Origin of the sequence: Rhodococcoides fascians A44A, from assembly GCF_000760735.1 — a bacterium.
Taxonomy (GTDB): Bacteria; Actinomycetota; Actinomycetes; order Mycobacteriales; family Mycobacteriaceae; genus Rhodococcoides; species Rhodococcoides fascians_E.
The window spans coordinates 1,212,837-1,238,383 of the sequence record NZ_JMEX01000008.1 but is presented as its reverse complement, the minus strand read 5'-3'; the positions used below and the strand labels follow the sequence as shown (position 1 = coordinate 1,238,383).

Annotated in this window: 30 protein-coding genes; 14 read left to right on the top strand and 16 right to left on the bottom strand. The window is 65.9% G+C overall.

Annotation, left to right across the window (positions count from 1 at the left end; genetic code table 11):
- Nucleotides 1-20 precede the first annotated feature (20 nt).
- On the bottom strand, nt 21-938 hold the full coding sequence (locus BH95_RS18185) for an LLM class F420-dependent oxidoreductase (RefSeq protein ID WP_179275182.1): 918 nt from the start codon (nt 936-938) through the stop codon (nt 21-23).
- A 198-nt stretch (nt 939-1,136) separates the two neighbouring features.
- On the opposite strand from BH95_RS18185, the gene BH95_RS18180 reads away from it, so the two are divergent.
- The 4 genes from BH95_RS18180 to BH95_RS18165 all read left to right on the top strand — a co-directional run bounded on the left by BH95_RS18180 (nt 1,137) and on the right by BH95_RS18165 (nt 4,298).
- Nucleotides 1,137-1,457, top strand: coding sequence for a rhodanese-like domain-containing protein (locus BH95_RS18180; RefSeq protein ID WP_037183388.1), 321 nt, complete (start codon nt 1,137-1,139; stop codon nt 1,455-1,457).
- A complete protein-coding gene (locus BH95_RS18175) occupies nt 1,457-2,494 on the top strand; it encodes a DUF4328 domain-containing protein (protein WP_208601179.1) in 1,038 nt (345 codons plus the stop codon). The genes BH95_RS18180 and BH95_RS18175 overlap by 1 nt, the downstream gene beginning before the upstream one ends.
- Nucleotides 2,491-3,270, top strand: coding sequence for a glycerophosphodiester phosphodiesterase (locus BH95_RS18170; RefSeq protein WP_019667078.1), 780 nt, complete (start codon nt 2,491-2,493; stop codon nt 3,268-3,270). Before BH95_RS18175 ends, BH95_RS18170 begins: the two co-directional genes overlap by 4 nt.
- Nucleotides 3,271-3,392: 122 nt before the next feature.
- Nucleotides 3,393-4,298: a DUF5926 family protein gene (locus BH95_RS18165; RefSeq protein ID WP_026348127.1), complete on the top strand. Its 906-nt coding sequence runs from the start codon at nt 3,393-3,395 to the stop codon at nt 4,296-4,298.
- A 64-nt stretch (nt 4,299-4,362) separates the two neighbouring features.
- Here the strand turns inward: BH95_RS18165 and BH95_RS18160 are convergent, their stop codons facing one another.
- The 5 genes from BH95_RS18160 to BH95_RS18140 all read right to left on the bottom strand — a co-directional run bounded on the left by BH95_RS18160 (nt 4,363) and on the right by BH95_RS18140 (nt 8,774).
- Complete coding sequence (locus BH95_RS18160; protein WP_019667080.1) at nt 4,363-4,917, bottom strand: ferritin; 555 nt, start codon at nt 4,915-4,917, stop codon at nt 4,363-4,365.
- A gap of 111 nt (nt 4,918-5,028) precedes the next feature.
- Nucleotides 5,029-5,571: a ferritin gene (locus BH95_RS18155; protein WP_019667081.1), complete on the bottom strand. Its 543-nt coding sequence runs from the start codon at nt 5,569-5,571 to the stop codon at nt 5,029-5,031.
- Nucleotides 5,572-5,670: 99 nt separating this feature from the next.
- Nucleotides 5,671-7,164, bottom strand: coding sequence for an LCP family protein (locus BH95_RS18150; protein ID WP_371828325.1), 1,494 nt, complete (start codon nt 7,162-7,164; stop codon nt 5,671-5,673).
- 21 nt (nt 7,165-7,185) lie between these two features.
- Complete coding sequence (locus BH95_RS18145; RefSeq protein WP_019667083.1) at nt 7,186-7,992, bottom strand: CPBP family intramembrane glutamic endopeptidase; 807 nt, start codon at nt 7,990-7,992, stop codon at nt 7,186-7,188.
- 14 nt (nt 7,993-8,006) lie between these two features.
- On the bottom strand, nt 8,007-8,774 hold the full coding sequence (locus tag BH95_RS18140; RefSeq protein ID WP_019667084.1) for a DUF2470 domain-containing protein: 768 nt from the start codon (nt 8,772-8,774) through the stop codon (nt 8,007-8,009).
- A gap of 107 nt (nt 8,775-8,881) precedes the next feature.
- Here BH95_RS18140 and BH95_RS18135 point away from each other — a divergent pair, with 107 nt between their 5' ends.
- The 3 genes from BH95_RS18135 to BH95_RS18125 are packed head-to-tail and all read left to right on the top strand — an operon-like array spanning nt 8,882 to nt 11,210.
- Entirely contained in the window at nt 8,882-9,595 is a 714-nt protein-coding gene (locus tag BH95_RS18135) for a hypothetical protein (RefSeq protein ID WP_019667085.1), read from the top strand.
- Between the two features lie 11 nt (nt 9,596-9,606).
- Entirely contained in the window at nt 9,607-10,551 is a 945-nt protein-coding gene (gene pheA, locus BH95_RS18130; RefSeq protein WP_019667086.1) for a prephenate dehydratase, read from the top strand.
- The gene (locus BH95_RS18125) at nt 10,548-11,210 is read left to right on the top strand and encodes a histidine phosphatase family protein (protein ID WP_019667087.1); all 663 of its coding nucleotides are present in this window, start codon (nt 10,548-10,550) and stop codon (nt 11,208-11,210) included. Before pheA ends, BH95_RS18125 begins: the two co-directional genes overlap by 4 nt.
- A gap of 13 nt (nt 11,211-11,223) precedes the next feature.
- On the opposite strand, the gene BH95_RS18120 is transcribed toward BH95_RS18125, so the two are convergent.
- The 4 genes from BH95_RS18120 to BH95_RS18105 all read right to left on the bottom strand — a co-directional run bounded on the left by BH95_RS18120 (nt 11,224) and on the right by BH95_RS18105 (nt 14,317).
- Nucleotides 11,224-12,027, bottom strand: a complete 804-nt coding sequence (locus BH95_RS18120) for an ESX secretion-associated protein EspG (protein WP_244165029.1) — start codon at nt 12,025-12,027, stop codon at nt 11,224-11,226.
- Between the two features lie 5 nt (nt 12,028-12,032).
- Nucleotides 12,033-13,286, bottom strand: a complete 1,254-nt coding sequence (locus tag BH95_RS18115; RefSeq protein ID WP_230594111.1) for a PPE domain-containing protein — start codon at nt 13,284-13,286, stop codon at nt 12,033-12,035.
- Between the two features lie 58 nt (nt 13,287-13,344).
- Nucleotides 13,345-13,647 (bottom strand): PE domain-containing protein, encoded by a 303-nt coding sequence (locus tag BH95_RS18110; RefSeq protein ID WP_170949280.1) that lies wholly within the window; start codon nt 13,645-13,647, stop codon nt 13,345-13,347.
- Nucleotides 13,648-13,765: 118 nt separating this feature from the next.
- Nucleotides 13,766-14,317: a histidine phosphatase family protein gene (locus BH95_RS18105; RefSeq protein ID WP_037140715.1), complete on the bottom strand. Its 552-nt coding sequence runs from the start codon at nt 14,315-14,317 to the stop codon at nt 13,766-13,768.
- A 198-nt stretch (nt 14,318-14,515) separates the two neighbouring features.
- On the opposite strand from BH95_RS18105, the gene BH95_RS18100 reads away from it, so the two are divergent.
- Nucleotides 14,516-14,710: a CbtB domain-containing protein gene (locus BH95_RS18100; RefSeq protein WP_019667092.1), complete on the top strand. Its 195-nt coding sequence runs from the start codon at nt 14,516-14,518 to the stop codon at nt 14,708-14,710.
- Nucleotides 14,701-15,480, top strand: coding sequence for a CbtA family protein (locus tag BH95_RS18095; protein WP_037183383.1), 780 nt, complete (start codon nt 14,701-14,703; stop codon nt 15,478-15,480). The genes BH95_RS18100 and BH95_RS18095 overlap by 10 nt, the downstream gene beginning before the upstream one ends.
- 28 nt (nt 15,481-15,508) lie before the next feature.
- Here BH95_RS18095 and BH95_RS18090 read toward each other — a convergent pair whose 3' ends face one another.
- Both BH95_RS18090 and BH95_RS18085 read right to left on the bottom strand, forming a co-directional pair.
- Complete coding sequence (locus tag BH95_RS18090) at nt 15,509-15,841, bottom strand: metallopeptidase family protein (RefSeq protein ID WP_019667094.1); 333 nt, start codon at nt 15,839-15,841, stop codon at nt 15,509-15,511.
- A 13-nt stretch (nt 15,842-15,854) separates the two neighbouring features.
- Entirely contained in the window at nt 15,855-16,922 is a 1,068-nt protein-coding gene (locus BH95_RS18085; protein WP_019667095.1) for a septum formation family protein, read from the bottom strand.
- Nucleotides 16,923-16,956: 34 nt separating this feature from the next.
- On the opposite strand from BH95_RS18085, the gene BH95_RS18080 reads away from it, so the two are divergent.
- Both BH95_RS18080 and serS read left to right on the top strand, forming a co-directional pair.
- A complete protein-coding gene (locus BH95_RS18080; protein WP_019667096.1) occupies nt 16,957-17,349 on the top strand; it encodes an ankyrin repeat domain-containing protein in 393 nt (130 codons plus the stop codon).
- Between the two features lie 11 nt (nt 17,350-17,360).
- Nucleotides 17,361-18,614, top strand: a complete 1,254-nt coding sequence (serS, locus tag BH95_RS18075) for a serine--tRNA ligase (protein ID WP_019667097.1) — start codon at nt 17,361-17,363, stop codon at nt 18,612-18,614.
- 9 nt (nt 18,615-18,623) lie between these two features.
- On the opposite strand, the gene BH95_RS18070 is transcribed toward serS, so the two are convergent.
- From BH95_RS18070 to BH95_RS18055, 4 genes are read right to left on the bottom strand one after another with little or no spacing between them, the layout of a single operon-like run.
- A complete protein-coding gene (locus BH95_RS18070; protein WP_037160503.1) occupies nt 18,624-19,442 on the bottom strand; it encodes an ABC transporter permease in 819 nt (272 codons plus the stop codon).
- Complete coding sequence (locus tag BH95_RS18065) at nt 19,439-20,278, bottom strand: ABC transporter permease (RefSeq protein WP_037183381.1); 840 nt, start codon at nt 20,276-20,278, stop codon at nt 19,439-19,441. The genes BH95_RS18070 and BH95_RS18065 overlap by 4 nt, the downstream gene beginning before the upstream one ends.
- Nucleotides 20,275-21,084 (bottom strand): ABC transporter ATP-binding protein, encoded by an 810-nt coding sequence (locus BH95_RS18060; protein WP_019667100.1) that lies wholly within the window; start codon nt 21,082-21,084, stop codon nt 20,275-20,277. Before BH95_RS18060 ends, BH95_RS18065 begins: the two co-directional genes overlap by 4 nt.
- A 33-nt stretch (nt 21,085-21,117) precedes the next feature.
- Entirely contained in the window at nt 21,118-22,134 is a 1,017-nt protein-coding gene (locus BH95_RS18055) for an ABC transporter substrate-binding protein (protein WP_019667101.1), read from the bottom strand.
- A 258-nt stretch (nt 22,135-22,392) separates the two neighbouring features.
- Between BH95_RS18055 and BH95_RS18050 the strand changes: the two genes are divergently transcribed.
- Genes BH95_RS18050 through BH95_RS18040 form a run of 3 tightly spaced genes read left to right on the top strand, consistent with a single transcriptional unit; the run spans nt 22,393 to nt 25,546 of the window.
- Nucleotides 22,393-22,956, top strand: coding sequence for a MaoC family dehydratase (locus BH95_RS18050; RefSeq protein ID WP_019667102.1), 564 nt, complete (start codon nt 22,393-22,395; stop codon nt 22,954-22,956).
- Nucleotides 22,953-24,167 carry a CaiB/BaiF CoA transferase family protein gene (locus BH95_RS18045; protein WP_019667103.1) on the top strand — a complete coding sequence of 405 codons (1,215 nt, stop codon included), beginning with the start codon at nt 22,953-22,955 and terminating at the stop codon, nt 24,165-24,167. The genes BH95_RS18050 and BH95_RS18045 overlap by 4 nt, the downstream gene beginning before the upstream one ends.
- On the top strand, nt 24,164-25,546 hold the full coding sequence (locus tag BH95_RS18040; RefSeq protein ID WP_033189356.1) for an MmgE/PrpD family protein: 1,383 nt from the start codon (nt 24,164-24,166) through the stop codon (nt 25,544-25,546). The genes BH95_RS18045 and BH95_RS18040 overlap by 4 nt, the downstream gene beginning before the upstream one ends.
- Nucleotide 25,547: the final 1 nt, after the last annotated feature.

Here is a 25,547-nt window from a genome sequence, read left to right as displayed (position 1 = left end):
GGCGAGCCGGGGCCGACGTATCAGAGCTGAGGCATGACCTCCGACGCCACCAGTTCCAGATGGTCCAGGTCGGCCAGGTCGAGGACCTGCAGGTACACCCGGGATGCTCCGAGCTCGCCGTAGCGTCCGAGTTTGTCCACCAGTTCTGCGGGGGAACCGGCCGCACCGTTCTCCCGCAGCTCGGACACGTCACGACCGATCGCGGCAGCGCGGCGGGCGATCTCCTCCTCGGACTTGCCGCAGCACAGCACGAGCGCGCTCGAATACGCCAGCTCGCGTCCGGTCTCGGACGCCGCGGCCCGCACTCGATCGAACTGCGTTCCGGTGGCCTCGAGCGAGGCGAACGGAATGTTGAACTCGTCGGCGTACTTCGCAGCCAGTGCCGGGGTGCGCTTCTTGCCGCCACCGCCGATCAGGATCGGGGGCCGCGGGGACTGCGCCGGCTTGGGAAGCGCAGGTGAGTCGACGATGGGGTAGTGCTTACCGTCGTACGAGAACGTCTCGCCGACGGGGGTCTCCCATAGTCCGGTGATCACGGCCAGGGACTCCTCGAGCTTGTCGAAACGCTCTCCCAGCGGTGGGAACGGAATGCCGTACGCCGTGTGCTCCTCCTCGAACCAGCCTGCGCCGAGACCGAAATCGACGCGGCCCCCGCTCATTGCGTCGACCTGCGCGACGCTGATGGCCAGTGGGCCGGGATAACGGAAGGTGGCCGACGTGACGAGAGTGCCGAGGCGGATCGTCTTCGTCTCGCGAGCAATTCCGGCGAGCGTGATCCACGCGTCCGTCGGACCGGGTAGGCCGTCGGAGTTCATCGCCAGATAGTGATCGGAGCGGAAAAACGCGCCGTAGCCCAGACTTTCAGCGGTCTGGGCGACGCGAAGAAGATCGTCGTAGGTGGCGCCTTGCTGAGGTTCGGTGAAGATTCGAAGTTCGATTGCGGCCATGGATTCGAGTCTAGGGAATCGAGCCGGGAGCGCTCCGCGCCTGTGGATGAAACCGGCAGATGCCCGGTTTCTGTGGATCGGTCTGTGGATAGTGTGGATAACTTCCTTGCTCTATCCACAGGGAACGGGTGGCAGGGCCGGCGGATTGCGTGACAAGATCGTTTTGTGTCTGCTCCGGATCTGCCCTCAGTGACCGTCGCCCAGCTGCCCACCGCGCTGAGCGAGTCGGTGATTCTGCTCGACGTCCGCGAGAACGAGGAATGGCAGCAGGGCCACGCTCCCGGTGCCGTGCACATTCCGATGGCCGAAGTGCCGTCCCGCATCGGCGAGATCGACGCCGACGCCGACTTGTACGTCGTGTGCAAGGCCGGGGGGCGCTCGCTCCGCGTCGTCGAATACCTCGCGCAGATCGGATACGAAGCCACCAACGTCGACGGCGGCATGTCGGCGTGGCAGCACGCAGGCCGTCCACTCGTGCGCGACGACGGCGCCGAGGCGAGAATCGTCTAGTGTCCGCATTTCAGGTCTGTGCCCGCTGCGCGACGCGGTGGCCCGTCGGAACGCGACCGGCGGTGTGGTGTCCGCGCTGCCACGGCGTGCTGCTGTCCCCGGTGTCGGCGCAAGCGCCCGCAACCGGAACCCGCAACTTCCGCTGGGTCGCCAAGAAGCCGCGGAACAAGACCTCGCGGCCGGCCGGCTCGTCGCATCCACGCCGCACCGCGATACCGAAGTACGACGAGATCCCGCGCTGGGGTCTGATCGACCAGCCCGTATCGAACGTCCAGGAACGGGAACCGCGACTTCGACGCTGGGCAGGCGCTGCACCCGGTCTGCTGGTGCTCGCCGCATCGCTACTCGGCCTCGCCGCAGCAGCGGAGCTGTTTCGGTACGGAATCCTGCTGTACAACCGCACACGCCTCGTCGGGCAGACGACGCTCGTGACGTCCGACGCGGTGGTGCTGTTCGCCGAGACCGCGTCGATCGTCATCGGAATCGCCGCCGCCGTCGGCTCCGCATGCTGGTTGGTGGATCGACGACGAATCTTCTTCGAGAGAGCCGGAACACGTGACCCACGCTCGTCGCGCACCCTCTTCGTCGGAACACTCGTTCCGGTGCTGTCTCTCGCACTCCCCGGAGTCTTTCTCACCGAGCTGGCCGACGCCAAAGCCGGCGTCGACAAGCCACGCCTGGTCCGTGACATCCGCATCTGGTGGGGACTGTGGGTCCTGAACTGGGCACTCGTCGTCGCCGCATCCCTCTGGCGGCTGCGCGACTCCCTCCAAGCACAGGCCGACGGCGTACTGCTCTCCGCCATCGTCGCCCTGGTGGGCGTCCTCACCGCCCTGTGGACCGTCCACCTCCTCCACAGCATCGACGGCCTCGGCTGGCGCGGCACCCACAAACCCTCGCCGACGCGATGGGTCATGTCGGTTCCACGTGAAACCGTCGCCGACGCCCCCCTCCCGGACCGAATGAACCGTTCGGTCACTCAGAGTGACCGAACGTCACGTTCGGTCACCGAGACGGAGAAGGCGGCGGCGTCGTGAGCGGAGATCGTCGCGGACCGTTCGTCGTTGCGCATCGCGGAGCGTCGGCGGAGAAGAAAGAGCACACGCTGGCTGCCTACGACCTTGCGCTACGCGACGGAGCCGACGGCCTCGAGTGCGATGTTCGGCTGACCCGCGACGGCCACATCGTGTGCGTGCACGACCGGAGAATCGACCGCACGTCCTCCGGTACCGGAATCGTCAGCGAGCTGGACTACGACACCCTCAAAGGCTACGACTACGGCGACGGCGCCGAGCCCGCCGATCTGCTGACACTCAGCGACCTGATTCAGCTGGTGCTGGACTGGACGTCCAAACCGACGAAGCTGTTCATCGAAACCAAGCATCCGGTGCGCTACGGGTCGCTCATCGAGAGCAAGGTGCTGGCGGAGCTGCACCGCTTCGGCATCGGCCAACCTGCGTCCGCCGACCATTCGCGCGCAGTGATCATGTCCTTCGCGGCCACCGCTGTCTGGCGAATCAGACGAGCCGCGCCGATGCTGCCGACAGTTCTCCTCGGCGACTCGTCGCACTACCTCGGGGGAGGCGCCGCCACCACCGTCGGAGCCACGGCAGTCGGACCGTCGATCAAAAGCCTGCGCGAGCACCCGTCGATCGTCGACCGCGCGGCGGCGTCGGGCCGCGCGACGTACGTGTGGACCGTCGACGACAAGGCCGACGTCGACCTGTGCCGTGAACTGGGCGTCGGGTGGATCGCCACCAACAACCCAGCGCGCACCCGTGCTTGGTTGGCAGGAGCGGAGCCTGCGGAGTGACTCGGTAAGGCAGGAGCGGAGCCTGCGGAGTGACTCGGTAAGGCAGGAGCGGAGCCTGCGGAGTGAGCTGGAGCTTTGGGCTTGCTGGACGTGCAGGTGGGGTGACCCTGTAGGTTTCGGGCGTGGGTAAGAGCAAAAGAAACAGTGGTCCGAAGCAGGACAGTAACCGCGCAGCGAAGCTTGCTCAGCGCGCGGCCGAGCGGGAGAACCTGTCCGCGGCGCCGGTGCGGCCGTTCCATGGTGTGCGGGCCGAGTGCGATCTCGTTGCGATGCGGGAGTTCGTTCCGTCGGCGACGGCCCCGGTTGTGGTCGACGGTCGCACGCTGACGGTGGCGACGGTGTTGCCCGGTGCGGTTGCGGCGCTGGTGCGTGAGGAGAGCGGCGACGTGCGGGGCTTTGCGGGCCTGCAGGTTCAGGTGCATTCGCCGAATGTCGCTGCTGATCTGTCCAGTGCATTGTCGTGGGCGTCCATCGCGCAGCCGGGTGAGTCGTTGGAGTCCGCGGGGCCGGACGGCAACACTCCTGCGCTGTCGGAGGTGCTGGATCCGACGCTGGAACTCGACATCACGGTGCATCAGGATTTCAACTGGTGGCTTCCCGAGGGCGCTGAGCCTGCTGCCGACGTCGCGGCGACGGTGGAGCGTGCGAATGGGGCCATCATGCCGTCGGCTCGCCTCGAAGGTGAGGGCCTGACTGCTGCGTGGTGGGTCGATGCGGGCGACAAAGCGCATCTTCGGTGGGTTCGTCCGGAGAGCGAGGACGATCTGATGCTCGCGTTGGCGCGTCTGCACGCTGCCGGTGATCTGACGCTCGGCGAGGGCTCGCGGTACGCCGGTTCGTTCCGGACGCACGGGCTGCTCGTGCCGGTGTTCGATCTGGATCCGGAGATGCACCCGACGGAATGGGCCGCGCCCACCGTTCGGTTCGGAAACAAGCTTGCCGAGGCTCTGGCTGTGGATGCGCCGCTGACCTCGGAGCAGCGGCGGTCGCGCGACGGACTGCGCGGGCGTCAGGTGACGCTGAGGTGATCCGTTGTGAGTGGAAATGTGTCCCCCAGGACACATTTCCACTCACGAGCGCGGGACGCGCGACTTAGATGGCGCCGCCGGCAGCCTGAGGTGCACCGCTGTCCGAGGGGACAGTGTTGCTGTACTCACGAGCAACGAACTGCTCGAGGTCGAACAGGTTGTGTCCGGCACGGTCCGCGACGTTGAGCAGCGTCTTCATGCTCGCAACTTCCTCGACCTGCTCCTTGAGGAACCACTGCATGAACTGCTCGCCGAGGTAATCGCCCTCTTCGCGTGCGGTGCTCGCGAGCGCGATGATCTGCTCGGTGACGGTCTCTTCCTGGGCCAGGGCCAGAGCGATCGGCTCGCGGGCGTCGGTGAAGACGGACTTGGCGCCGTCGACTCCGGTGAGCTCGACGGTGATGTCGCGGTCCAGGAAGTACTGGACGATCATCATCGCGTGGTTGCGCTCTTCGACGGCCTGCGCGTAGAAGTGCTTGGCCAACTGCGGCAGGTCGGTGTTGGCGAAGTAGACCGCGGTGGCGATGTACTGATGCGAAGCGTTGAACTCGTTCCGGATCTGATCGCGGAGGAGTGCGTGGAATTTGGAATGGTTGGTTTCTTTGACGTCTGCGCTCATGGTGAAGAGAATATGCAGGTCAGAGGCTATTGTCACCCAAGTTCACCCTTATTGAGGTCAAGGTTGCCTAAATAAGAGGGCCCTAATTCTTGACTATGACCAGCGAAAAAGTCATACTGCGCCGGCCTGTTTGGGGGCGTTTGTGGTGCGGTTCACTCGCGCGGCGGTCTCCCTCGCAACGTACGTCTCGACGTCGAACAGTTGATTGCCTGCCCGGTGCACGATGTTCAGCAGGCTCCTCATGCTGGCCACTTCCTCGACCTGCTCCTGCAGGAACCACTGCATGAACTGCTCGCCGATGTAGTCACCGTTGTCCCGTGCCGTGCGCGCAAGGGCCGTGATCTGCTCGGTCACCTGTTTCTCCTGGGCAAGCGCCAACTCGACAGGCTGGGCGACCCGGTCGAACTCGTCGACGACGTCGCCGATCCCGGAGATTCCGACCTTCACCTTCCGGTCGATGAGGTACTGCACGATCATCAGGGCATGCCCGCGCTCTTCGGCCGCCTGCGCGTAGAACCTCGCCGCGAGCTGGGGGAGATCGTTGGTCTCGAACCACACCGCAATCGCGATGTACTGCTGCGACGCCGTGAACTCGTGACGCACCTGAGCGCGGAGAAGGTCGTGAAAAGCGTTGCTGCCGTCGCTCGAAGTCATGCACCCCAGATTACCGCTGGGGGTTGCTCGACCCCGGTCGTTCCGCAGGCTCCACTCCTGCGGCACCGCCCCGGTCGTTCCGCAGGCTCCACTCCTGCGTCAGGGCCCGGACGTCCTGAGGTCCTCCGGGATCTGCTGGTCGTCGGCCAGCAGTCCGAAGAACTGCGAGGCGCGGTCGGAATCCCACAACAGGACGTTGCCGACGTCGGTGTTCTCGAATCCAGCGACGGGCACCGTCGTCGTGACGAGGTCTCCGCGCATGGCCCAGGCGAGCGAGCCGAGATTCCAGATGTGATCGCCGTCGTCGACGCTGAGGGATCCGGCGGCGTCCTTGACCAGCGGCCACAGACGGAACGGGTTGAGGAATGTCGACGGACTCGTCGCCTTGTCCAGCAGGGCGGACATGAACTGGCGCTGATTGTTCATGCGGTCGATGTCGGCGAGCGCGGTCGCGCGGGTGCGAACGAATCCGAGAGCGTCCGATCCGGCCAGCTCCTGGCATCCGGCGGGCAGGTCGATCCCGGCGAGGGGATCGGAAATCGCGTTCTGCAGGCAGACGTCGACGCCGCCGACAGCGTCGACGATCCCCGCGAAGCCACCGAAACCGATCTCGGCGTAATGGTCGATGCGCAGACCCGTCGCGCCTTCCACCGTCTGGACCAGCAGAGGCGCGCCTTCGAACGCGAATGCCGCATTCAGCTTGTCCTGGCCGTAACCGGGAATGGACACGTACGAGTCACGCGGGAGGCTGACCATTGTCGTGGCGCCACCACCCTCGGGAATGTGGATGAGAATGATCGTGTCCGTGCGCGACGGGCCGGTCTCGCCACCCGTCGACAGCGAGGCCTCCTGCTCGGGCGTCAAGCCGGTTCGAGAGTCCGAGCCGACGAGCAGCCAGTTGGTTCCCGGTGTGTCCGCGATGCGCCCGTCGTAGCTGGTGAGCGCGTCGACCCGGGTGAGCGAGCTGTCGACGTAGTAGACCAGTCCGCCGACGATCAGAAGCAGCACCAGGAACGTCAGGCCGAAGCGTCGACCCCAGTGCCGTTTCTTGCGAACCCGAGGAGGCTTCGCGGGCTCGGGGCGGCGCAGGGCCCGCTGCGGGGGCGGCGGAGTCCGGCGGCGTGGAGGTTCCTCGACGTACGGCCGGGGAGTCTGCCGCGGCGCGTGATCGCCGTCGTAGCGATCGGCTCTGTCACGAGGCGGGTACTGCTCGGTCGGGCGGTATCCGGCGGTGCGGTCGCGGGATACGACTCCCGGCTCGGGTGCCTGCGACCACGCCTGCTGCGATGCCGGTGGCCGGTGCGAGTCCGGCCGGCCGTCGCGTCGAATGATCTGAGTGCCCTCCTGCCGCGGTGGGAGCGGCGGGCGAGGGCCGGGAGGGGGCGGCCGGTAGCCGTCGTGTGGTCGGCCGCCGGCGGGAGGTGGCCGGCGATCGACCGGAGGCGGCGGCTGACGATGACCGGGCGGGGGCTGAGAGCCGGCCGGCGGCGGAGGCCGGTAGCCGGGCGGGGGTGTACGACGCCCAGGGTTTCGAGGCGCAGCAGGTGGACCCTGTGGCGGGGTGCCTCGTCTTCTGCGGTCGTCGTCGTTCACCCGTCGAATGTACCTACAAATCTAGGGTAGCCAGGAGAGATGGTCGCGGAGGAGGGCGTAGCCGACGAAAGCGACGATGTCGATGAGGGCGTGGGCGACGAGCAGTGGCCACAGACGGTTGGTCTTCTGCCAGAACCGTCCGAACACCAGGCCCATCAGAAAGTTCCCGACGCCGGCTCCGAGGCCCTGATAGAGGTGGTACGAGCCGCGGAGCAGGGCGGAGAGCAGCAGTGAGGAGTTCTCGCCGAGTCCGAGCTTTCGCAATCGGGAGATGAGGTAGGCGACGACGAGTATCTCCTCGGCGCCGGAGTTGGCGAAGGCGAAGGCCACGAGGGCTGGAATGCGCCACCAGGTGTCGTCGATCGTGCTGGGGACAACGGTGAGATTGAGTCCGACGGCGTTTCCGACGAGGTAGAACACCAGGCCTGGCAGGCCGATCAGCGCGGCGAGCCCGATGCCGGCGAGCAGGTCCTTGCCGAGCTTCGGTGTCGCGAGCCCGACGAGCCTCGGTCCCAGCCCGGCGCGCCACAGTAGGTACAGACCGAGGGCTCCCCACGCGCACAGTCGCAGGATGCGCAGTACCTGGTACAGCAGATCGATGACACCGAGGGAGGAGTTCGACGTGTTCAGCGCTACCGATCGGTCGGACAGACTGCCCGCGAGCAGGGCGTCTTCCACGAGCGAGAGGATGCTGCTCGCGCCGCTGAGGCCGAACGTCACCAGCAGAACGATGACGATCTCGATTTTGATCGCTCGTCGTTCTCGCGGATCCAACGGAGGGCCGTCGGGCACGTTCGGCGGGTTGATCCAGCCCTTCAGATCGATCACGAATCAAGTATGAGCTAACCCCGTGCGCGCAACCCGTTCAGGAACGGGCACCCAGCGAGTACACGGAGCGCGCGGCTCAGCGCCATGGTGTCGTCGACGGGTTCGGCGAAACCGAGCCGAACGTCGTTGTCCCCGTAGTCGCTTTCGATGCGCAACCGGATGCCGTAGCGATCGATGCCGAGAGGCCGGATGCGTCCCTGTCGCAGCGACGGCGGGAGGCGTCGGGCAAGTTGGTTGACGAGGTCTGCATGGTCCTCGTCGAGGTGCTGCAGCCAGCTGGTCTCCATCTCCCAGAACGGATCCGGCTCGGCGGAGAGCAGGTCGTCGACGGCGACCGGCTCGGCGCCGGTGCTGTCCGCGACGACGGCCGAGGTGAGGATCAGCCGCAGCAACACCGTCGAATGTCCGACGTCGAGCAGTGCGGGGTGTGGGTGCTCGGCGGCAACGGCACCGGCCATGGGTCGCATCAGCGACTCGGGCACGGGCCGTAGCTCGCCGCGCAGCCACACCAGCGAACGAACCGGCTCACGCAACGCCAGTGGTGCGTGATCGGTCAGTTCGAGGACAGCCGGGACCCCTGCACGGGTCGACTGCCACGCAATGGCGCCGGTAGCGGAATCGCTGGGCACCGCAAGCACTACTTCACCGTTGGACCGCAGGTGGTGAAGGCTCGTGACGACGGGTTCGCTGCCTTCGATCGCCAGAGCCGCACCCTCGGCACGCGCACAAGCGCTGCGGACTCGTTCTGCGGTCGACGGTCCGGTCGTCGTGGCGCCGATCATGGGCTCCTCCGATGCGGTTGCTAGTAGGTGAGGCAAACCTAAGTTAAATGACGGGAGCCGGTATCGCAAGTGCACGACGAAAATTCCTCCGCGCTAGCGTGAGAGCCGTGTCCATTCCCCTGACCCTGGGCGTGCCCCACCGACCGGAACCGGGGGCCCTCGTCGCCGGCCTCCTCCACCAGCGTTCCCGCAGCTCCGAGCGCGTCGAGCGGGATGCCGACGAGGTGACGAGCGGTCCGGCGATCGTGTCCGCATCGGTGTTGCGCGACCATCCGGGGGAACCTGCGCTCGGCAGACTCGTCGTCGACCTCGACATCGATCCCGAGGAACTCCGAGGATCCCGCGCCGTCTACGAAGCCGTCCGGTTCCACCTCGACGTCGACGCCGAGACCATCGACGACGCCACCGCCCTGCGCGTCCCGTCGCCGCTGGTTCTGTTTCCCGACCTCGGTGACGGACCGACACTCGACGCGGTCACGCAGATCGTCGAAGCACACCGCATCCCCGGTCTGATCGCGTCGGCGTCGCCGCGGCAGGTCGCCGACGTGCTCGCCGTCGTCGCCCACGCCGACGGCGGATTCTTCGCGCGGGCTCGGTCGGGTTCCGAGGTCATCGCGTTGCTGTCCGCCACCGTCGCAGCCCTGCGCGGTGACGACATCGCCACCGCATGGGCGAACCCCGACACGGCCGCGTTGGCGGCATTGAGGCCCGAGGCCGCGGAGGCGGTGCGGACGGTACTTCTCGGCATCGAGGTCGACGACGCCACCGCCGCGCATCACGATCTCGCGGCAGCGGGCTTGGTTCCGGCACCGTCGGCGTAATCTCGTCTTCCGTGCCCACAATCGCGTATTTCGGTCCATCGGGAACATTCACCGAGATGGCACTCGGCCAGTTCGAAGCGCAGGGCGTCTTCGCGGATCTCGGTTTCGTCGGAGATATCGAACGACGTCCACTCGGTAGTCCGCCGGCGTCGCTCGACGCGGTCCGCGCAGGCGACGTCGATGCAGCGGTGGTGCCCATCGAGAGTTCCGTCGAGGGTTCGGTCTCACCCACTCTCGACGCTCTCGGCGCGGGCAGCAGGCTGCAGATTCTCGCCGAAACCGAGGTGGACGTCGCGTTCTCGATTCTCGGCGCGCCCGGTGTCGCGCTCGCCGATGTTCGTACGGTCCGTGCGTATCCGATTGCCGCAGCACAGGTTCGGCAATGGATCGACGCCACGATCCCGGGTGCGGAGGTGCAATTCGCCTCCTCGAATGCCGCTGCGGCGGAGGATGTTGCGGCCGGGCTGGCCGACGCGGCGGTGTCCACGCCGCTGGCCGGCGAGAAAACGGGATTGCCGACGCTTGCTGCGGGCGTCGCCGACGTCGACAACGCGCGCACCAGGTTCGTGCTCGTCGCGCCTCCGAGATCCGCACCACCGCGAACCGGTGCCGATCGCACCGCGTTGGTGCTGATGCCGGACAACGTTCCCGGCGTGCTCAACCGGGCTCTTGCGGAGTTGGGCATCAGGGACATCGATCTCACACGCATCGAATCACGTCCGACGCGTGAGCAATTCGGCACTTACTGGTTCTACCTCGACCTCGCCGGTCACATCGACGACGAAGCCGTTGGCGAGGCACTGCGTGCACTGCACCGCAAGATGAAATTGCGGTTCCTCGGATCTTGGCCTGTCGCGACGGGAACAGGGCACCGTCCTCCGTCGTTGGAGGAGGAGATCGAATGGTTGAGTGCGCTTCGCGGAGGTGCGCACCGAGACGAAGAGGAGGATCGATGACGGGCAAGCTCGTACTCGTCCGTCACGGACAGACGTTCTCCAACGTGGACAAGCTCCTCGACACGAAGCTTCCGGGGGCGCAGCTGACCGATCACGGTCACGAACAAGCCAGGCGCTACGGCGCCTCGATCGCGTCGACACCTCCGAGCGTTCTCGTCTCTTCCTTCGCGATCCGTGCCGTGCAGACAGCGACGCACATCGGTGATGCCACCGGACTCGATCCCCAGCAGCGCGAAGGTATTCACGAGGCGCAGGCAGGGGAATGGGAGGACCGGAGCGACGACGCCGCGCACAAGGGCTTCACTGAGATCTACGGCCGTTGGCACGCAGGCGATCTCGACGCCACGGTCCCTGGCGGGGACAGTGGGCGCAGCATCCTCGACCGATACGTGCCGGTTCTCGACGAGCTGCGGGAGCAGTACCTGACGTCCCCGGATTCCGCCGATGTCGTTGTGGTCAGCCACGGCGCCGTGATCCGGTTGGTCGCCGCCGTACTCGCCGGTGTCGACGGCACATTCGCCGCGGACAACCATCTGGACAACACCGAGACCGTCGAGCTGGTGCCGTCGGGAACAGGTTGGACCTGCGAGCGTTGGGGTACGTTCCTGCCGCCGTTCGAAGGCAAGGGAAGCACGACCGCGGACAACCCGATCTCCTAGAGCGGCCTGTCGATCAGCGCGCCCTGTCGATCAGTTCGGACAGGGCCGCTCTGATGCGGGTGTCGGTGCCGGCGGACAGGGTGGTCCAGTGGCTCCCGTCGGCAGCGCTGCTGGACGTCGCGGCGATCCGTCCCCGCGGGGTGTCGAAGAAGGCGACGGGGTGAGCGCCTGCCGATCTGTTGCCGGATTCGACGGTGACCGAGGTGATCTCGGCTTGTGCCGAACACATACTGATCGCCGACGCCACCTCCTGGGCCACGTCGGCGTCGATTCCGAGGTGTGCCAGGCGGGATGCCGTGGCCCCGGAGTCGGTAGGCGCAGCGTCGAGGGCCTCCGCGAGTCCGTCCGTCGGAGCCGACAATCCACGGAATTCCAACGGCCGGCCACTACCGAGCTCGGTGAACAGCTCGACGGCCGGGTCGGCCGCTGCGATGCGCAGCCGTAGACGGCCTTCCGCCTTGGTTGCGATCACGGTGCCAGTGCTGTTGGCTGCCAGGCAGATTCGTAGGATCGGACTGTCCTCCGTGTACGGCGTGGGGATTCGACGCGCCGATACGTACCATCGTGGCTGCTCGAGAATCCGGAGCCATGCCTCCAGGTCCGGGTGGATGAAGCCGTCGACAATCAGATTGTCCTGCACCAGGCCGGCATGACCGCGTGCGAGCGATTCGTGTTTCTTCTCGAACGAGTCGTAGCGAGGGAACACGTCGAGAACGACGGGCAACTCGACGATGCTCAAACTGTCGACGAGGAAATCCGTTCTGTCCGCGTCCAACTCGGCGAACGGGAGAGTATGGCCGAGCGGTTGGGTTCCCAAGTCGATCAACGATCGTTCCAGGACGGATCGGCCCCGATCACCGAGGGAGCAACCGTGCGCCCGTCGGAGAAATGCTCGAACTGACGTAGATAACCGGGTGTGTCGTGTTCGTCGTCTTCGTTGTTGCCGCTGTGGCCTGCGCCGACGGGTCCTGGGCCGTGGGCTCCGCGTGCCGCCGCGGCGCCGTCCGGCGCGGCAGAGCCGAACATGGACCCGGTACCGACCGCGCGTTCGCCGCCCACCCCGGGGCCCGAGCTCGGCGACCCTGCGACCGGACTCCCGAGTGAACCTGCAGCCGAACCGAATCCGCTGCCCGAGCGCAGCCCACCGGCGCCCGGCACGCCGACGTTCGACGCGGACACCGCACGGGTGGACGTCGTCCCCGCCGTCGGGGACTCTGTTCTGAACGAGGCAGGGGTCGACGCCTGCCCGGTGGAACTGGAGTTCGAGCTCATCAGCGACGACACCGCGGCGCTGCCGATGTTGGTTGCCGCCGATGCCACGGTGGTGACCGACGACCCGGCGACCGAACCTGCCGTGCTCGCAATCTGGCCTGCGGCACCGGCCAACGCGGGATTCTGCAGCGCGGACCCGACGGCGGCGAGAGCTGCCTGAGCCGGGGACGTGTTGGTGCTGAAGCCGAATATGCCTGTCTCCGAATGAGATCGTGCGGAGTCGATGGGGCGTCCCGCGCTGTCGATGCCTCCGCTCACGGCAGAGTCGTTGACGATCTTCGGCGGATGGTCGAACGATACCTGCAGTGCAAGGGGTGTCGTCGCGGCCTCGTAACCCTCCATGACCAGGCCCGCCCGGACGTCGAGGGCGCGCTCGGCGACTTCGAGCGCCTGGGCGCTCCCGTTGAGCGCACCACCGGCACCGTAGGCGGCGATCTTGGCGCTCTGCACGGCACCGATCTCGACGGGATTGGGCATGGTCAGCGCGGCCGTCGAGTACGCCGCGGCTTCGCCGGCAGCCATTCCGGATATCTGAGTGGCCTTCGCCGTGACGCCTTGCGTCCAGGCGAGAAAACCACCGAGTCGCTCCTGAGCGGCATTGGCGGCCTCACCCTCCCACCCCGCGGCGAGAACGGCCATCACGCGAGTGAGGGTGATCGAGGTGTCCGCGTACGCAGCCGCGACGGCCTGCCAGGCTCCGCCGGCAGCAGCCAACGGAGCAGCGCCCGCACCTGCCAACAGCGACGTCGAGTTGACCATCGCCAAGCGTGGCATCCACACCACACCGGTGACTCCGAGTGTCATCGTTTTGCTCCCAAGGATGAGTGGGCGTGAAAGAAGGTTGTTCGGCGCGCGGAGGTTCTCAGCTGCCCAGCGCTTTTCCGTGCTCGAAATCCACGTTGCGGTAGGCCGCCGCCTGCGCACGGAGGGCAGCTGCCGTCTCGATCAGTTCGCCCACCGCCTGGGCCGCGGCCGGGGAGAACGTGCCTGCCGAATTTCTGAAGAACCGGTTGGCGAGCAGAGAAACTTCCTCGCTACCGGAGGGAATCGGTTGAATGGGCAGTGACACCGCGGTGAGGTTCGCCTGCAACCGCGCGGCCGCGGCATCGAGATCCGCGGCAGCAGCGTCGAGGGCCACAGGATCGACGCGCACGGTACCTGGCATGCTCACTCCTCGTTCAAGTTGTTCTCGCGATGCGGCGGCCCTCGTTGCCGAGAATTCGCCCTTCGTATGGATTGGACGAGACCGGAACCCGATCGGTTCCAGCAGAACGAGAAAAAGCTCAGCTAATTTTTTCCGCGACCGAGCGGAGGGTCCATCGACCCGCCCGACACTGCACTGTCGTCGAGGTCAGCGGCGGAATGTCGACGCGCCAGAACGACAGCTTCGGTGCGTCGAGAGTTCGCACGACCGCCGCCCTGATCACCGCGGGATGAGTCACCGCGCAGACCCTCGTCGGATCGGAGGCGACACGATCCATCCAACCGGTGACCCGAGAGAAGAGATCGTCGACGGATTCGCCACCGGGCGGTGTGAACGATGTGTCCGTCAGCCACGCCAGAACGTCGGGCTCGGGGAGTCGGTCCATCGTCGAGCCACGCCAGTCGCCGTAGTCGATGTCCGCGATCGCCTGCGTCGTCGACCCCGTCAATCCGAGCCCCTCCGCAGTCTGCCGGGCGCGTAGTTCGGGAGCGATCACGACTGCGTCGGCGATGCCTGGATACCGAACGGCGACAGGAGCAATGACCGGTTCGTCCGATTCGAAGCGCGCCCGACGCTGCGCTTCTGTGACGGCATGGCTGACCAGCGTCAGTCGCAGCACCGAATTGCCCACGCGCGTCACTGTAGTTCCGATTGACAGCTGTAGGAGATCGGTGCCACAGTTCGCGGGTAAGTGCGACATGTGCAGGTAATCCGGTGGAAATCCGGAGCGGTTGCGCCACTGTGAGCAGGTCCCGGCCTGTCAGCCAGAAAACTCACACGTCGTGGACGTTTCTACGGGACGCACAATCCCAGGAGGCAACACCGAATCATGGCTACAGTCGTCCATCCCAGCAGATCCGCGGAGTCCGCGGCCCTCGCCCTCGTGGTGGGAGCGGTCATCCTTCTCGCATTCCTCGTGCTCTATCTGGTCGGCTTCGACCAGGGCGCCATCTCCCGCAGCGGGATGTACATGCACGAGTTGATGCACGACGGACGCCACCTGCTGGGGCTCCCGTGCCACTGACCACACTCGGAGGCACGTTCCTCCAACTTCTCGTGCGCGGTCTGCTGGCCGGCCTGATCGCCGGATTACTCGCCGGTGCGGTGGCCTTCACCATCGGTGAGCCACACATCGACTCGGCCATCGCCATCGAAGAAGCCGCAGGCGCGGGCGAGCATTCGCACGGTGAAGAGGCCGCGGCCGGACACTCGCACGACGAGGAGGACGCTCTCGTCAGCCGCGACGGACAACGCGCAGGACTGTTCCTCGCGACAGGGCTGGCCGGTCTCGCTCTGGGAGCGATCTTCGCCGCGGTACTGCACTACGCCCGACGATTCACCGCACTGCCCGGATCGATCCTCGCGCTCGCGACGGCGTTCCTCGGGTGGGTGGCCATCGAAGCGGTCCCGTTCTTCAAGTACCCCGCGAACCCACCCGCCGTCGGAGACCCGGACACGATCACCCAGCGAACCTGGCTGTGGCTGGCAGCAGTGGTTCTCGGACTCGTCGCCGTCGGCATCGGTGTCTACGTCGCCAAGCTCGTGTCGACCCAGACCTCCGTCGCCATCCGCATCGGAGCCCCGACCCTGACCTTCCTCGTCATCGCGGCACTCGGATACGTACTGCTACCCGGAATCAACGAAGTCGGCGACGACTTCCCCGCCACCCTGCTCTGGGAATTCCGACTGTCGTCCCTCGCGACCCAGGCAACACTGTGGCTCGGCCTCGGCCTGGTCTTCGCCTTCCTCACCGACCGCACCTCCTCGCCCACCAGGGAAGCGGTCTCGGCCTAGCGCCTCCCGCCTGCAGCTGGGCCGGGGGTCAGCCGAAGCCGAGTTCGTGCAGACGTTCGTCGTCGATACCGAAGTGGTGGCCGACTTCGTGGGCGACGGTGATGGCGATTTCGCGTTTGGCGGTGTCCGCGTCGTCGACCATGTCGAGGATCGGTAGCCGGTAGATCGTGATGACGTCCGGCAGGTGTCCGCTGTATTCGTAGCGCTCGGTGAGGGCGACGCCTTCGTACAGGCCCAGGATGTCTTCCGTCGGGTGTTCTTCTTCGACGAGGATGACGACGTTGTCCATGCGGTCGGTGATATCGGGCGGGAGAGTGTCGAGGGCGTCGGCGACGGCTTCTTCGAACTCGGCGCGGGTCATGTCGGTGGGAATGTCACCCTCCGGGAGTGATCGGCGCTGCGCCGGGCAGCGGAGTGGGGAGGGCTCGGCCGTCGGGAGCGGCGGGGGGCGGCACGGGGGCTTCACCGTTGATGAGGATGTCGCCCTTCGCGGATCCGGCGATGGTCGCGAAGCCGCCTTCGTCGAGTTCCTTGCCGATGGAGCAGCTCACCTGGCGTGAGCCGGCGAGCCAGCTGGTGACGTCGATGGTGTTCCAGAAGAGCGTGAGCGTTTTGTCTCGCAGCGCGGTGTCCGAACCGAGGTAGCCGTTGACGGCTTCGGTGCAGGTCTGTTCGAGGTAGGCGTCCTGGTCGGCTTCGGTGGGGATGCCGCTGGGGAACTGCTGCTGCAGGTCGATGATCGATGCGACTTCGAAGGCGTGTGCCTGGGCGCAGTCGACGGGGTCGGCCGGGACGTTCTGGTTGATGCCGATGCAGGTTCCGACGTCCCACACGTTCGATTGGTCCTGTCCCTGAACCGAGCCGCTCATCTCCTGCGGGATGCCGGTGTTGGAGGACTGCTGGATTCCGCAGCGCAACGTTCGTTCGCCCGACGCCCACCCGGCCTGGCTGGGGAACATGAGCCCGACGCTGAACTTGCCGCTCGGATCGAACTTGGTGCCGAGGTAGTCGTCGACGACGTCGATGCAGTGTTCGTCGCGTAGTTGCCCGAACCGTAGGGCCCCGGGGTACGCGGCTCCCGGGGCGAACTCGAGGCCCGGGTACGCGGTCATGTCGACGTCCTTGGCGACCTCGAATCGATGCGGCTCGGCGCAGGAGACTTCCGCCAGATCCTGGCGGTCGGTCTCGGGGTCGTCGGTCGGCGTCCAGTCGAGGCAGGTGCCCGGGTCGGCCGAGCCGAAGGACGCCGCGGACACCGGGCCGTCGGTGGCGGGACCTGCCTCGGAATGCGTCGTGATCTTCTCGGGCTGGGAGAAACCGTCGGACACGAAGAGGGTGATCGCCGCGGCGGCGACGGCGCCGATGGCGACGAGCACCAGGCCACGACGCGCGACGTGGGCGGTGACGGTGCGCTGGTTCGGTTTCTCGGGCTTGCTGGACATCGCCTTCCATCATGCCCGAGTAACTTCTACTGTCATGACGGGACCTGATGACGCCGACGACGTTGCCGAGCTCGCCGGACGGCTGTTCGACATGGCTCGTGCCGGGGACACCGAGGAGCTGACGGCGTACGTCGATGCGGGTGTTCCGGTCGATCTGAACAATTCTGCCGGGGACACGTTGGTGATGCTCGCGGCGTACCACGGGCATGCGGCGACGGTGAATGCCCTGGTGGAGCGGGGTGCGGACGTGAATCGGCCCAACGACAAAGGTCAGACGCCGCTCGCCGGTGCTGTGTTCAAGGGCGAGGACGACGTCGTGAAGGCGCTCGTCGACGGTGGTGCCGACCCGGCAGGGGGTCACCCGTCGGCGATCGATGCAGCTCGGATGTTCGGACGCGAGGACTACCTGGGGTTGCTCGGCAAGTAAGGTTTGTCTCCGTGATCGACCTCAAGTTCCTCCGCGAGAATCCTGACGTAGTTCGAGCCTCGCAGCGCACACGTGGTGAAGACCCTTCACTGGTGGACGCGTTGCTCGAGGCGGATGCGTCTCGTCGCGCAGCTGTGCTGGCCGGGGATCAACTCCGCGCCGAGCAGAAGGCGCTGGGCAAGAAGGTCGGCAAGGCGTCTCCCGACGAGCGCCCGGCTCTGCTGGCCGGCGCGTCCGAGTTGGCGGCTCAGGTCAAGGCTGCCGAGGCGACGCAGAACGAGGCCGACGCGGCCCTCGACGTCGCGGCCCGCAAGATCTCCAACATCGTCGAGGAGGGCGCACCCGCCGGCGGCGAGGACGACTACGTTCTGCTCGAGACCGTCGGCGACATCCCGACGTTCGATTTCGAGCCGAAGGATCACCTCGAACTGGGCGAGTCGCTCGGCCTGATCGACATGGAACGCGGCGCGAAGGTGTCCGGTTCACGGTTCTACTTCATGACCGGGTACGGCGCTCTGCTGCAGCAGGGAATGCTGCAACTCGCCGCGCAGAAAGCCGTGAAGAACGGTTTCACGATGATGATTCCGCCGGTGCTGGTGCGCCCGGAGATCATGGCGGGCACCGGTTTCCTCGGGGCGCACGCGGACGAGATCTACCGGCTCGAGGCCGACGATCTCTATCTCGTCGGAACGTCGGAAGTTGCTCTTGCGGGCTATCATTCGGGCGAGATCATCGATCTGTCCGACGGTCCCAAGCGCTACGCGGGATGGTCGTCGTGCTTCCGCCGCGAGGCAGGCAGTTACGGCAAGGACACCCGCGGCATCATCCGGGTCCACCAGTTCGACAAGATCGAGATGTTCTCCTACATCAAGCCGGAGGACGCTGCGGCCGAGCACAAGAAGCTGCTCGAGTTCGAGCGCGAGATGCTTGCCGCGGTGGAGCTTCCGTACCGCATCATCGACGTCGCCGGTGGCGATCTCGGTTCGTCGGCCGCCCGCAAGTACGACTGCGAGGCATGGGTGCCCACCCAGAACGCCTACCGCGAGCTCACCTCGACCTCGAACTGCACGACCTTCCAGGCGCGTCGTCTCGGCGTTCGGTACCGCGACGAGAACGGCAAGCCCCAGATCGCGGCGACGCTCAACGGCACCCTGGCGACGACCCGGTGGATCGTCGCCATCCTCGAGAACCACCAGCAGGCCGACGGTACCGTGCGGGTACCGGAAGCGTTGGTGCCCTTCGTCGGAACGGATGTCCTGCGCTGACGCGCGGGGTCATCCGCCGAACTTGGCGGTGATCCGGTGCTCGAGCCATTGGAGTGCGATGGTGGGTGGCAGCGCCATCACCATGATCAGTACGACGGTGCCCATGATGTTCTCCATGCGGACCAGGCTGACGTTGCGCAGCAGTTCGTAGCCGATGCCGCTGGACGACGAGAACATCTCGGCGAGAAGCAATCCCAGGAACGCGAGCCCGAACGTCATGCGCATTCCGGTGGCCAACGCCGGCAACGCCGAGGGAATGACGATCTGACGGATCAGCCGTGGCCAGCTGACCTGCAGTGACGCTGCCATCTTCAGGTGGATCTGCTGGACCGACGCGGTGCTCTCGACGGCGACGAGAAACATGGGTACGAAGGCTGCGTAGAACGTGAAACCGCCTCGGCTCAGTTCGCCGATCCCGAGGAACGACAGGAAGATCGGGTACAGGACGATCTTGGGAATGCTGTTGATCGAGTAGAAGATCGGCAGGATCGACCGTGTCCAGAACGGGCTGATTCCAAGAGCGAGTCCCAGCAGCGACCCGGCCACGGTACTCGCGAGGTAGCCGAGGGCGAGGATGCGCAACGAATCGAGAACGTTCGCACGGAATTCGGCTTTCCCGAGGTCGTCGGCGAGGGAAGACATGGCCTCGGCGGGCGTCGGGAAGATCAGGCTGTTCGCCACGACGGCGGCGAGCCACCAGAGAGCGACAGCCAGGACTGCGACGACGACCGGGGGTGCGAACCGCCGCAGCAGGCTGGGTTTCGTCGAGGGGGAGCGTTTCGGTGCGGCACCCGGTGCGGTGGCAACCTTCGCGGTCACGGTGCTCATCGGCGACGCCTCCAATCGAATCGGTTCAGGGCAGCGGAGATGCCGAGGGTGGCGAGAAGGGCGAGAGCGGTGACGACCAGGATTCCTGCGTACATCTCTGCGATGTCGAAGCTGTCGTAGGCGATGGAGATGTAGTGACCGAGGCCTTGGGTCGACAGGATGAACTCGCTGGCGAGCACGGAGATGATGGCGTAGGACAGGCCCAGCTTGAGTCCGGTGACGATGTTGGGCAATGCATAGGGCAGGAGTATCGACCGGAAGTACTGCCACCGGGTCAATCTCAAGGTCGACCCGAGTTTGGCGACGATGGGGCTGACGGAGTTGAAACCTGTACGAGCGTTCATCGCGACGACACCGAACGCGAAGATGGTCGAGAGTATGGCGATGGGGGCGATGCCGCTACCGAAGAGTACGACCATGATGGGGTACAGCGCGAAGGTCGGCACAGCGTAGTACACGTTGAGGTAGGGCTGGAATGCTCTGTCCCACACATCGAACCGCCACAGCAGGTAGGCCGCGCCGATCCCGAGCAGCGAACTGAGAACGAATGCGACGACGATGACGCCGAGGGTCCGCCCGAGTGCATCGACGAGGAAATCCGGATCGGTCATGAGCTGCAGGGCTGTGGCGGCCATGTCGGATACCGGCACGATGTCGAGTGGCGAGGCCAACGGGGAGCGTGCGTACATCTCCACCACCAGCACAGCCAGTACGATGACCGCTGCGGTCCAGCCGGCAGCTGGAATCTTCAGTACGGCTTTCGGTGCGGGACGCAGATAACCCGGTACGACGGAGCGTTGTCGCGTTGTTTCTGCCGCAGTGGACGTGGTCGTCATGGCTCCACGCTCATCGTCTTCTTGGCTTCGTCCCGCAGAGTCGACCAGATTCGCTCGTGAACGGTGATGGCCTCGGGGCTGGACAAGACGTCCTCCGACCGGGGCCGCGGAAGATCGATCGGCATCTCGTCGATGAATCGGCCCGGCCGCGCGCTCATGACGAGCACCCTGTCGGACAACAACACCGCCTCCTGAATGCTGTGGGTGATGAACAGGACTCCACACGTGAGCTTTTCGACGATCTTCAGCAGCTCGTAGGACATGACGAGCCGAGTTTGCTCGTCGAGCGCGCCGAACGGTTCGTCGGCGAGAATCAGATCGGGTTCCATCGACAGGCATCGGGCAATGGCGACGCGTTGGCGCATACCGCCGGACAACTGCGTCGGAAAATGGTCGCCGAACTTCGACAGTCCGACGGTGGCGAGCAGTTCGTCGGCGCGTGCCCGTCGTTCCTTCTTTCCGACGCCCTTGACCTCGAGCGCGAACGCGACGTTGTCGCGGACGGTCCTCCACGGAAGCGTCGCCGATTCCTGGAAGATGATGGCGGTCTTGCTCCGTGGGCCGGTGAGCGGACGGTCGTCGACGGTGACGGTGCCCCCGTCGTGGTCCTGCAGGCCCGCGAAGATTTCGAGCAGCGTGGATTTGCCGCAACCGCTGGGCCCGACGATGGAGACGAACTCACCCCGTCCGATCGTCAGGTCGATGTTGTGCAGAGCGGTCACCTCTCCGAAACGCCGGGACACCGAGTCGGCGACGGCGATGTTCGGTGTGGTGGTGGTGCGTGGTCGATCGTCTGTCTGTGTCACGTGGAATACCCTCTCGTGCAGGCGGAGTGAAGATCAGGTGGTGCAGTCGACAGGCATGTCGCGCGCGACGCCGTCGGCCAGGAAGTCGGGGTCGAACAGAGTGCAGAAGTCGGGTTCTCGGTCGCTGCCCGACGCCTCGACGCCCGCTTGTGCGGATGTCACGGAAGCCGGGTCGAATCCGCCGCCCCACGTGTCGACCGAGGATGCGCGTTCCACCACCGCCAGTGCCGACGCGGCGTCGAACCCGGTGTAGGCGGCGTAGATCTGCGCCGCGGCTTCGGGATCGGCCTTGATCGACGCCACGGCCTCGGTGTATCCGGCGTTGATGGCGCGGACGACACCTGGATTGGATTCGGCGTAGTCCTTCGTGGTGGTGATCGTGGACTGCAGAAACCTCTGCATGTAGTCGGGGCTGCTGACGATGAGCTTGAAGTCCTCCGGACGCTGCTCGGCGACGATGGAGGGGATGAGCGCGATGTCGACGGAGCCCGCTTCCAGGAGGGCCAGGCCTTCACCGATGCCTCCCGACGAGACCCGTTCGATCTTGCTCGCATCGACGCCGGCGAGGTCGGGTAGCAGAAGCGTGAGCGCGTCGGAGGCGGAATTGGGGCGGGTGTACGCCCACCGGCGAACGTCGTCGATGGAGTTGATCGACGGATTCGATGCCAGCGCGTAGAAATTCATGGGGTATGGCCCCTGGGTGCCGCCTCCGACGATCCGGAGCTCGGAACCGCCTGCGTCGGCCTGGACGATGGAGGGGTAGCTGACCTCGCCGATGGGGATGTTCCCGTCGAGCAGCGTGCGCATCGTGGCGCTGCCGCCTTTGCCCGGCACGATGTTCTCGACGATGACCCCGTGCTTTTCGAAGAGGCCCTGCTGCTGGGCGACGAGCCACGGGATGCTGTAGATCTCCGCGGCTGCGGACACGGTGACGTCGATGGTTACGGGGTTCTCGGGGTCGGCGTCGGGGCCCGGATCCGACCCACAGGCGGTGAGTCCGAGAGCGAGTGTCAACGCCACCGACAGGGCGGCGGTTCGATGAAGGAACATGGCAGGCCTCGTAGACTTGTTGCGGATTCGAGCGGCGGAGCGTCGCCGCAATGACCTCGGCCACTCACGGTGGTGAATGAGACGTAAGTAACAGATGTCCAACTCTAAACATAAGACGTTTACGTCGTCAAGGTGAGCCTGCGGGGCCGCGAGGATGGTCCGACTCACCCTGGGGCGGGATCGATCGAGCTCTTGACTCGTTAATCATCTGATGTTTATGGTGTGAGCAACGCTACAGCCCAAGCCTGAGGAGGCACCGTGGCAACTCACCCCGCAACGCTCGGACGATTCTTCGAGGACTACGTCGTCGGCGACGTGTATCAGCATCCGCTCGGTCGCACCATCAGCGAAGCCGACAACACGTGGATCACGCTGCTTTCGATGAACACGAACCAGAATCACTTCAATGCGCATGTCGCAGAACAGAATCCGATCACCGAAGGGCGAGTGATCGTCAATTCCGGGCTCACCGTCGCCGTTGTTCTCGGTATCTCGGTGCTCGACATGAGTCAGAACGCGATCTCCAATCTCGCGTTCACCGACATCAAGATGAGTCACCCGCTGTACGCAGGCGACACCCTGTACGCGGAAAGCCTCTGCACGGACAAACGCGAATCCAAGTCCCGGCCGTACGCCGGGATCATCTCGATGATCACGCGCGGACTGAATCAGGACGGCGACGAAATCATCTCCTGGAAGCGGTCGGTCATGATCGCCACTCGCGCAAGCGGAATCGGCCAGAACTATTTTCCCGACGCCAAGGCCGGGCCGCTGGAACTGTCGGCCCTCGTCTCGACCGGAACCAACGGGGTGGCGAAATGAGACCACTGGAAGACGTACGGATCTTGTCGCTCGAGCAGTACGGTGCCGGCCCGTTCGGCAGCCTCCACCTGGCGGACCTCGGCGCCGACGTCCTCAAGGTCGAGGACCCCGGTGTCGGAGGCGACGTGGGGCGGTACGTGCCTCCGTATGCGTCGGGGGAGGACTCGTTGTTCTTCGAGACCTTCAACCGGAACAAGCGCAGTATCTCCATCGACCTGAACACCGAGTCCGGGCGCCGCGTCTTCGAGGACTTGGTGCGAGAAAGCGACGTCGTCTACTCCAACCTCCGCGGCGACGTGCCGGCGAAGATCGGCATCACCTACGACGACCTGAAGCATCTCAATCCCGCCATCGTGTGCTGCAGCCTCACCGGGTTCGGTATGACCGGCCCGCGCGCGAAGGAACCCGGGTACGACTACATTCTCCAAGGCCTGGCCGGGTGGATGTCCGTCACCGGTGATCCCGACGGTCCACCGACCAAATCAGGTCTGTCCCTTGTCGACTACTCGGGCGGGTTCGTGGCCGCCATCAGCATTCTCGCCGGCCTTCATGCGGCACGGCGTGACGGCGTCGGCGGCGACTGCGATCTGTCGTTGTACGACACGGCCATGGGACTGCTGACCTATCCGGCCACGTGGCACCTCAACGAAGGTTTCGAGCCGGTCCGGACCAAGAACTCGGCTCATCCGTCGCTCGTTCCGTTCCAGGCCTTCGAGGCGTCCGACGGTTGGCTCGTGGTCGGTTGTGCGAAGGAGAAGTTCTGGCAGCGCCTCGTCGAGGCCATCGGTGCGCCGGACCTGGCGTCGGACCCGCGGTTCGCGAACTTCACCGAACGCGGAAAGAACGCCGACGCTCTCCTGCCGATACTGGAGAAGATCTTCGCGACGGAGTCCGTGGCCCATTGGCTTTCGCTGCTCGGACCGGCGGGTGTGCCGTCCGGACCGATCAACGACATCGCGGAGGCGCTGACCGAGCCGCACACTCTCGCTCGCGGCCTCATCGTGGAGACCGAACACCCGAATCTCGGCACGATCAAACAGGTCGCATCGCCCGTTCGATTCGGCAGCGAGCCTGCCGTCTACACCCGCGCCCCACTTCGCGGAGAACACTTGGACGAGGTGCTCGATTCGCTCGGCTACGACGCCGAGACAGTCGCCGATCTTCGCCGCAGCGGCGCATTCGGGAAGACGGCAGTGGGAAGCACCGTATGAGAACGGCATCGGAAACCCTTGCTGGATGGGTCGTTTCCTTCGGTTCCGACGATGTCCCGGATGCGGTCGCCCACGCCGTGAAACGGCACCTCCTCGACGGGATCGGCGACGCCATCGCCGCGCGGAGGCTGGGTGCGGGCGCTCCCGGGTGGGCCGTCGCGCACGCACTCGGAGGGCCGGGTGAAGCCCGAGCGCTCAGCGGAGACGTCGCACTCTCGGCGCCCGCCGCTGCCATGGCGACCGGAATACTGGTGCACGCACTGGATTTCGACGACACCCACGCCGGCGGGCTCGTGCATGCCACTGCAGTGGTGCTTCCCGCAGCGTTGGCCGTCGGCCAGGAAGTAGGCGCGACGGGTGCCGAGGTGGTGACGGCGTCGGTGATCGGAATGGAGACGGTGTGCCGACTCGGCGCCGTCAGTCCGCACGGATTCCATGCACGGGGACTGCACGCCACTGCGGTAGCAGGACCACTCGCCGCAGCTGTGGTGGCATCGAAACTCGTCGGCTCGCGCGAGGACACCGTCGTCGACGCACTGGGTATCGCCGGATCGTCGAGCGGCGGGCTCCTCGAATTCCTCGACACGGCAGCGGACACCAAGTCGCTGCACCCGGGTAGCGCCAGTGTCGACGGCATCCTCGCTGCTCGTCTCGCCGCTGCCGGGGCCACCGGACCGCGCACCGTGCTCGACGGTCGCCGAGGCGTGTACGCGGCCCTTGCCGATCGGCCCGTCGACTTCGCCGTGCTGACCGAAGACCTCGGAACACGCTGGGAAGCAGCGCAGATCGGCATCAAACCGTACCCGGCATGCCAGCTCATGCACGTGACCCTCGATGCGGTGACCGCAGCGACGGCAGGAACCGTCGTCGACCCGTCGGACATCGTGTCGGTGCAGGTGCACGTGCATCCGGATTCGTCTCCCTTCGTGTGCGGCGAGCACGCGGGTACGGCCGCACCGCGGAGTACCTACGATGCCAAGTTCGATTTGCCGTGGAGTGTGGCCGCGTTGCTCGTCGACGGGTCGGTGACCATCGCGACCTACACCGACGAGTCGATCTCGCGCAGTGATGTTCTGCAGATCGCCAAGGCGGTCGAGGTGATCGACGCGCCCACCGACGGTCCGGCCGCCGCGGCACCGGGCAAGGCCGTCATCACCCTGCGCGACGGTTCCACGCTCACCGGTGAGGTCGGTGGCAGCCGGGGGACGCCGAGTTCGCCGTTGACCGACGACGAACTGCGCGCGAAGTTCCTGGCCAACTGTGGTGAACATTCACGCGCCGCCGAGCTGGCCGACATCGTCGCGAATCTCGAACTCGAACCCGACCTGACCCGCGTGCTCGATCTGGCCGCGGAGATCTCCCGAACAACCGACTCCTAGG

Bases quoted from the DNA above. Each gene is read 5' to 3' on its own strand.
- BH95_RS18045 (WP_019667103.1), top strand. From the start codon at position 22,953: ATGAGACCACTGGAAGACGTACGGATCTTGTCGCTCGAGCAGTACGGT.
- BH95_RS18160 (WP_019667080.1), bottom strand. From the start codon at position 4,917: ATGAGCGCAGACGTCAAAGAAACCAACCATTCCAAATTCCACGCACTC.
- BH95_RS18125 (WP_019667087.1), top strand. From the start codon at position 10,548: ATGACGGGCAAGCTCGTACTCGTCCGTCACGGACAGACGTTCTCCAAC.
- BH95_RS18115 (WP_230594111.1), bottom strand. From the start codon at position 13,286: ATGACACTCGGAGTCACCGGTGTGGTGTGGATGCCACGCTTGGCGATG.
- BH95_RS18085 (WP_019667095.1), bottom strand. From the start codon at position 16,922: ATGTCCAGCAAGCCCGAGAAACCGAACCAGCGCACCGTCACCGCCCAC.
- BH95_RS18055 (WP_019667101.1), bottom strand. From the start codon at position 22,134: ATGTTCCTTCATCGAACCGCCGCCCTGTCGGTGGCGTTGACACTCGCT.
- BH95_RS18110 (WP_170949280.1), bottom strand. From the start codon at position 13,647: ATGCCAGGTACCGTGCGCGTCGATCCTGTGGCCCTCGACGCTGCTGCC.
- BH95_RS18155 (WP_019667081.1), bottom strand. From the start codon at position 5,571: ATGACTTCGAGCGACGGCAGCAACGCTTTTCACGACCTTCTCCGCGCT.
- BH95_RS18100 (WP_019667092.1), top strand. From the start codon at position 14,516: ATGGCTACAGTCGTCCATCCCAGCAGATCCGCGGAGTCCGCGGCCCTC.
- BH95_RS18080 (WP_019667096.1), top strand. From the start codon at position 16,957: ATGACGGGACCTGATGACGCCGACGACGTTGCCGAGCTCGCCGGACGG.
- BH95_RS18040 (WP_033189356.1), top strand. From the start codon at position 24,164: ATGAGAACGGCATCGGAAACCCTTGCTGGATGGGTCGTTTCCTTCGGT.
- BH95_RS18090 (WP_019667094.1), bottom strand. From the start codon at position 15,841: ATGACCCGCGCCGAGTTCGAAGAAGCCGTCGCCGACGCCCTCGACACT.
- BH95_RS18140 (WP_019667084.1), bottom strand. From the start codon at position 8,774: ATGATCGGCGCCACGACGACCGGACCGTCGACCGCAGAACGAGTCCGC.
- BH95_RS18065 (WP_037183381.1), bottom strand. From the start codon at position 20,278: ATGACGACCACGTCCACTGCGGCAGAAACAACGCGACAACGCTCCGTC.
- BH95_RS18070 (WP_037160503.1), bottom strand. From the start codon at position 19,442: ATGAGCACCGTGACCGCGAAGGTTGCCACCGCACCGGGTGCCGCACCG.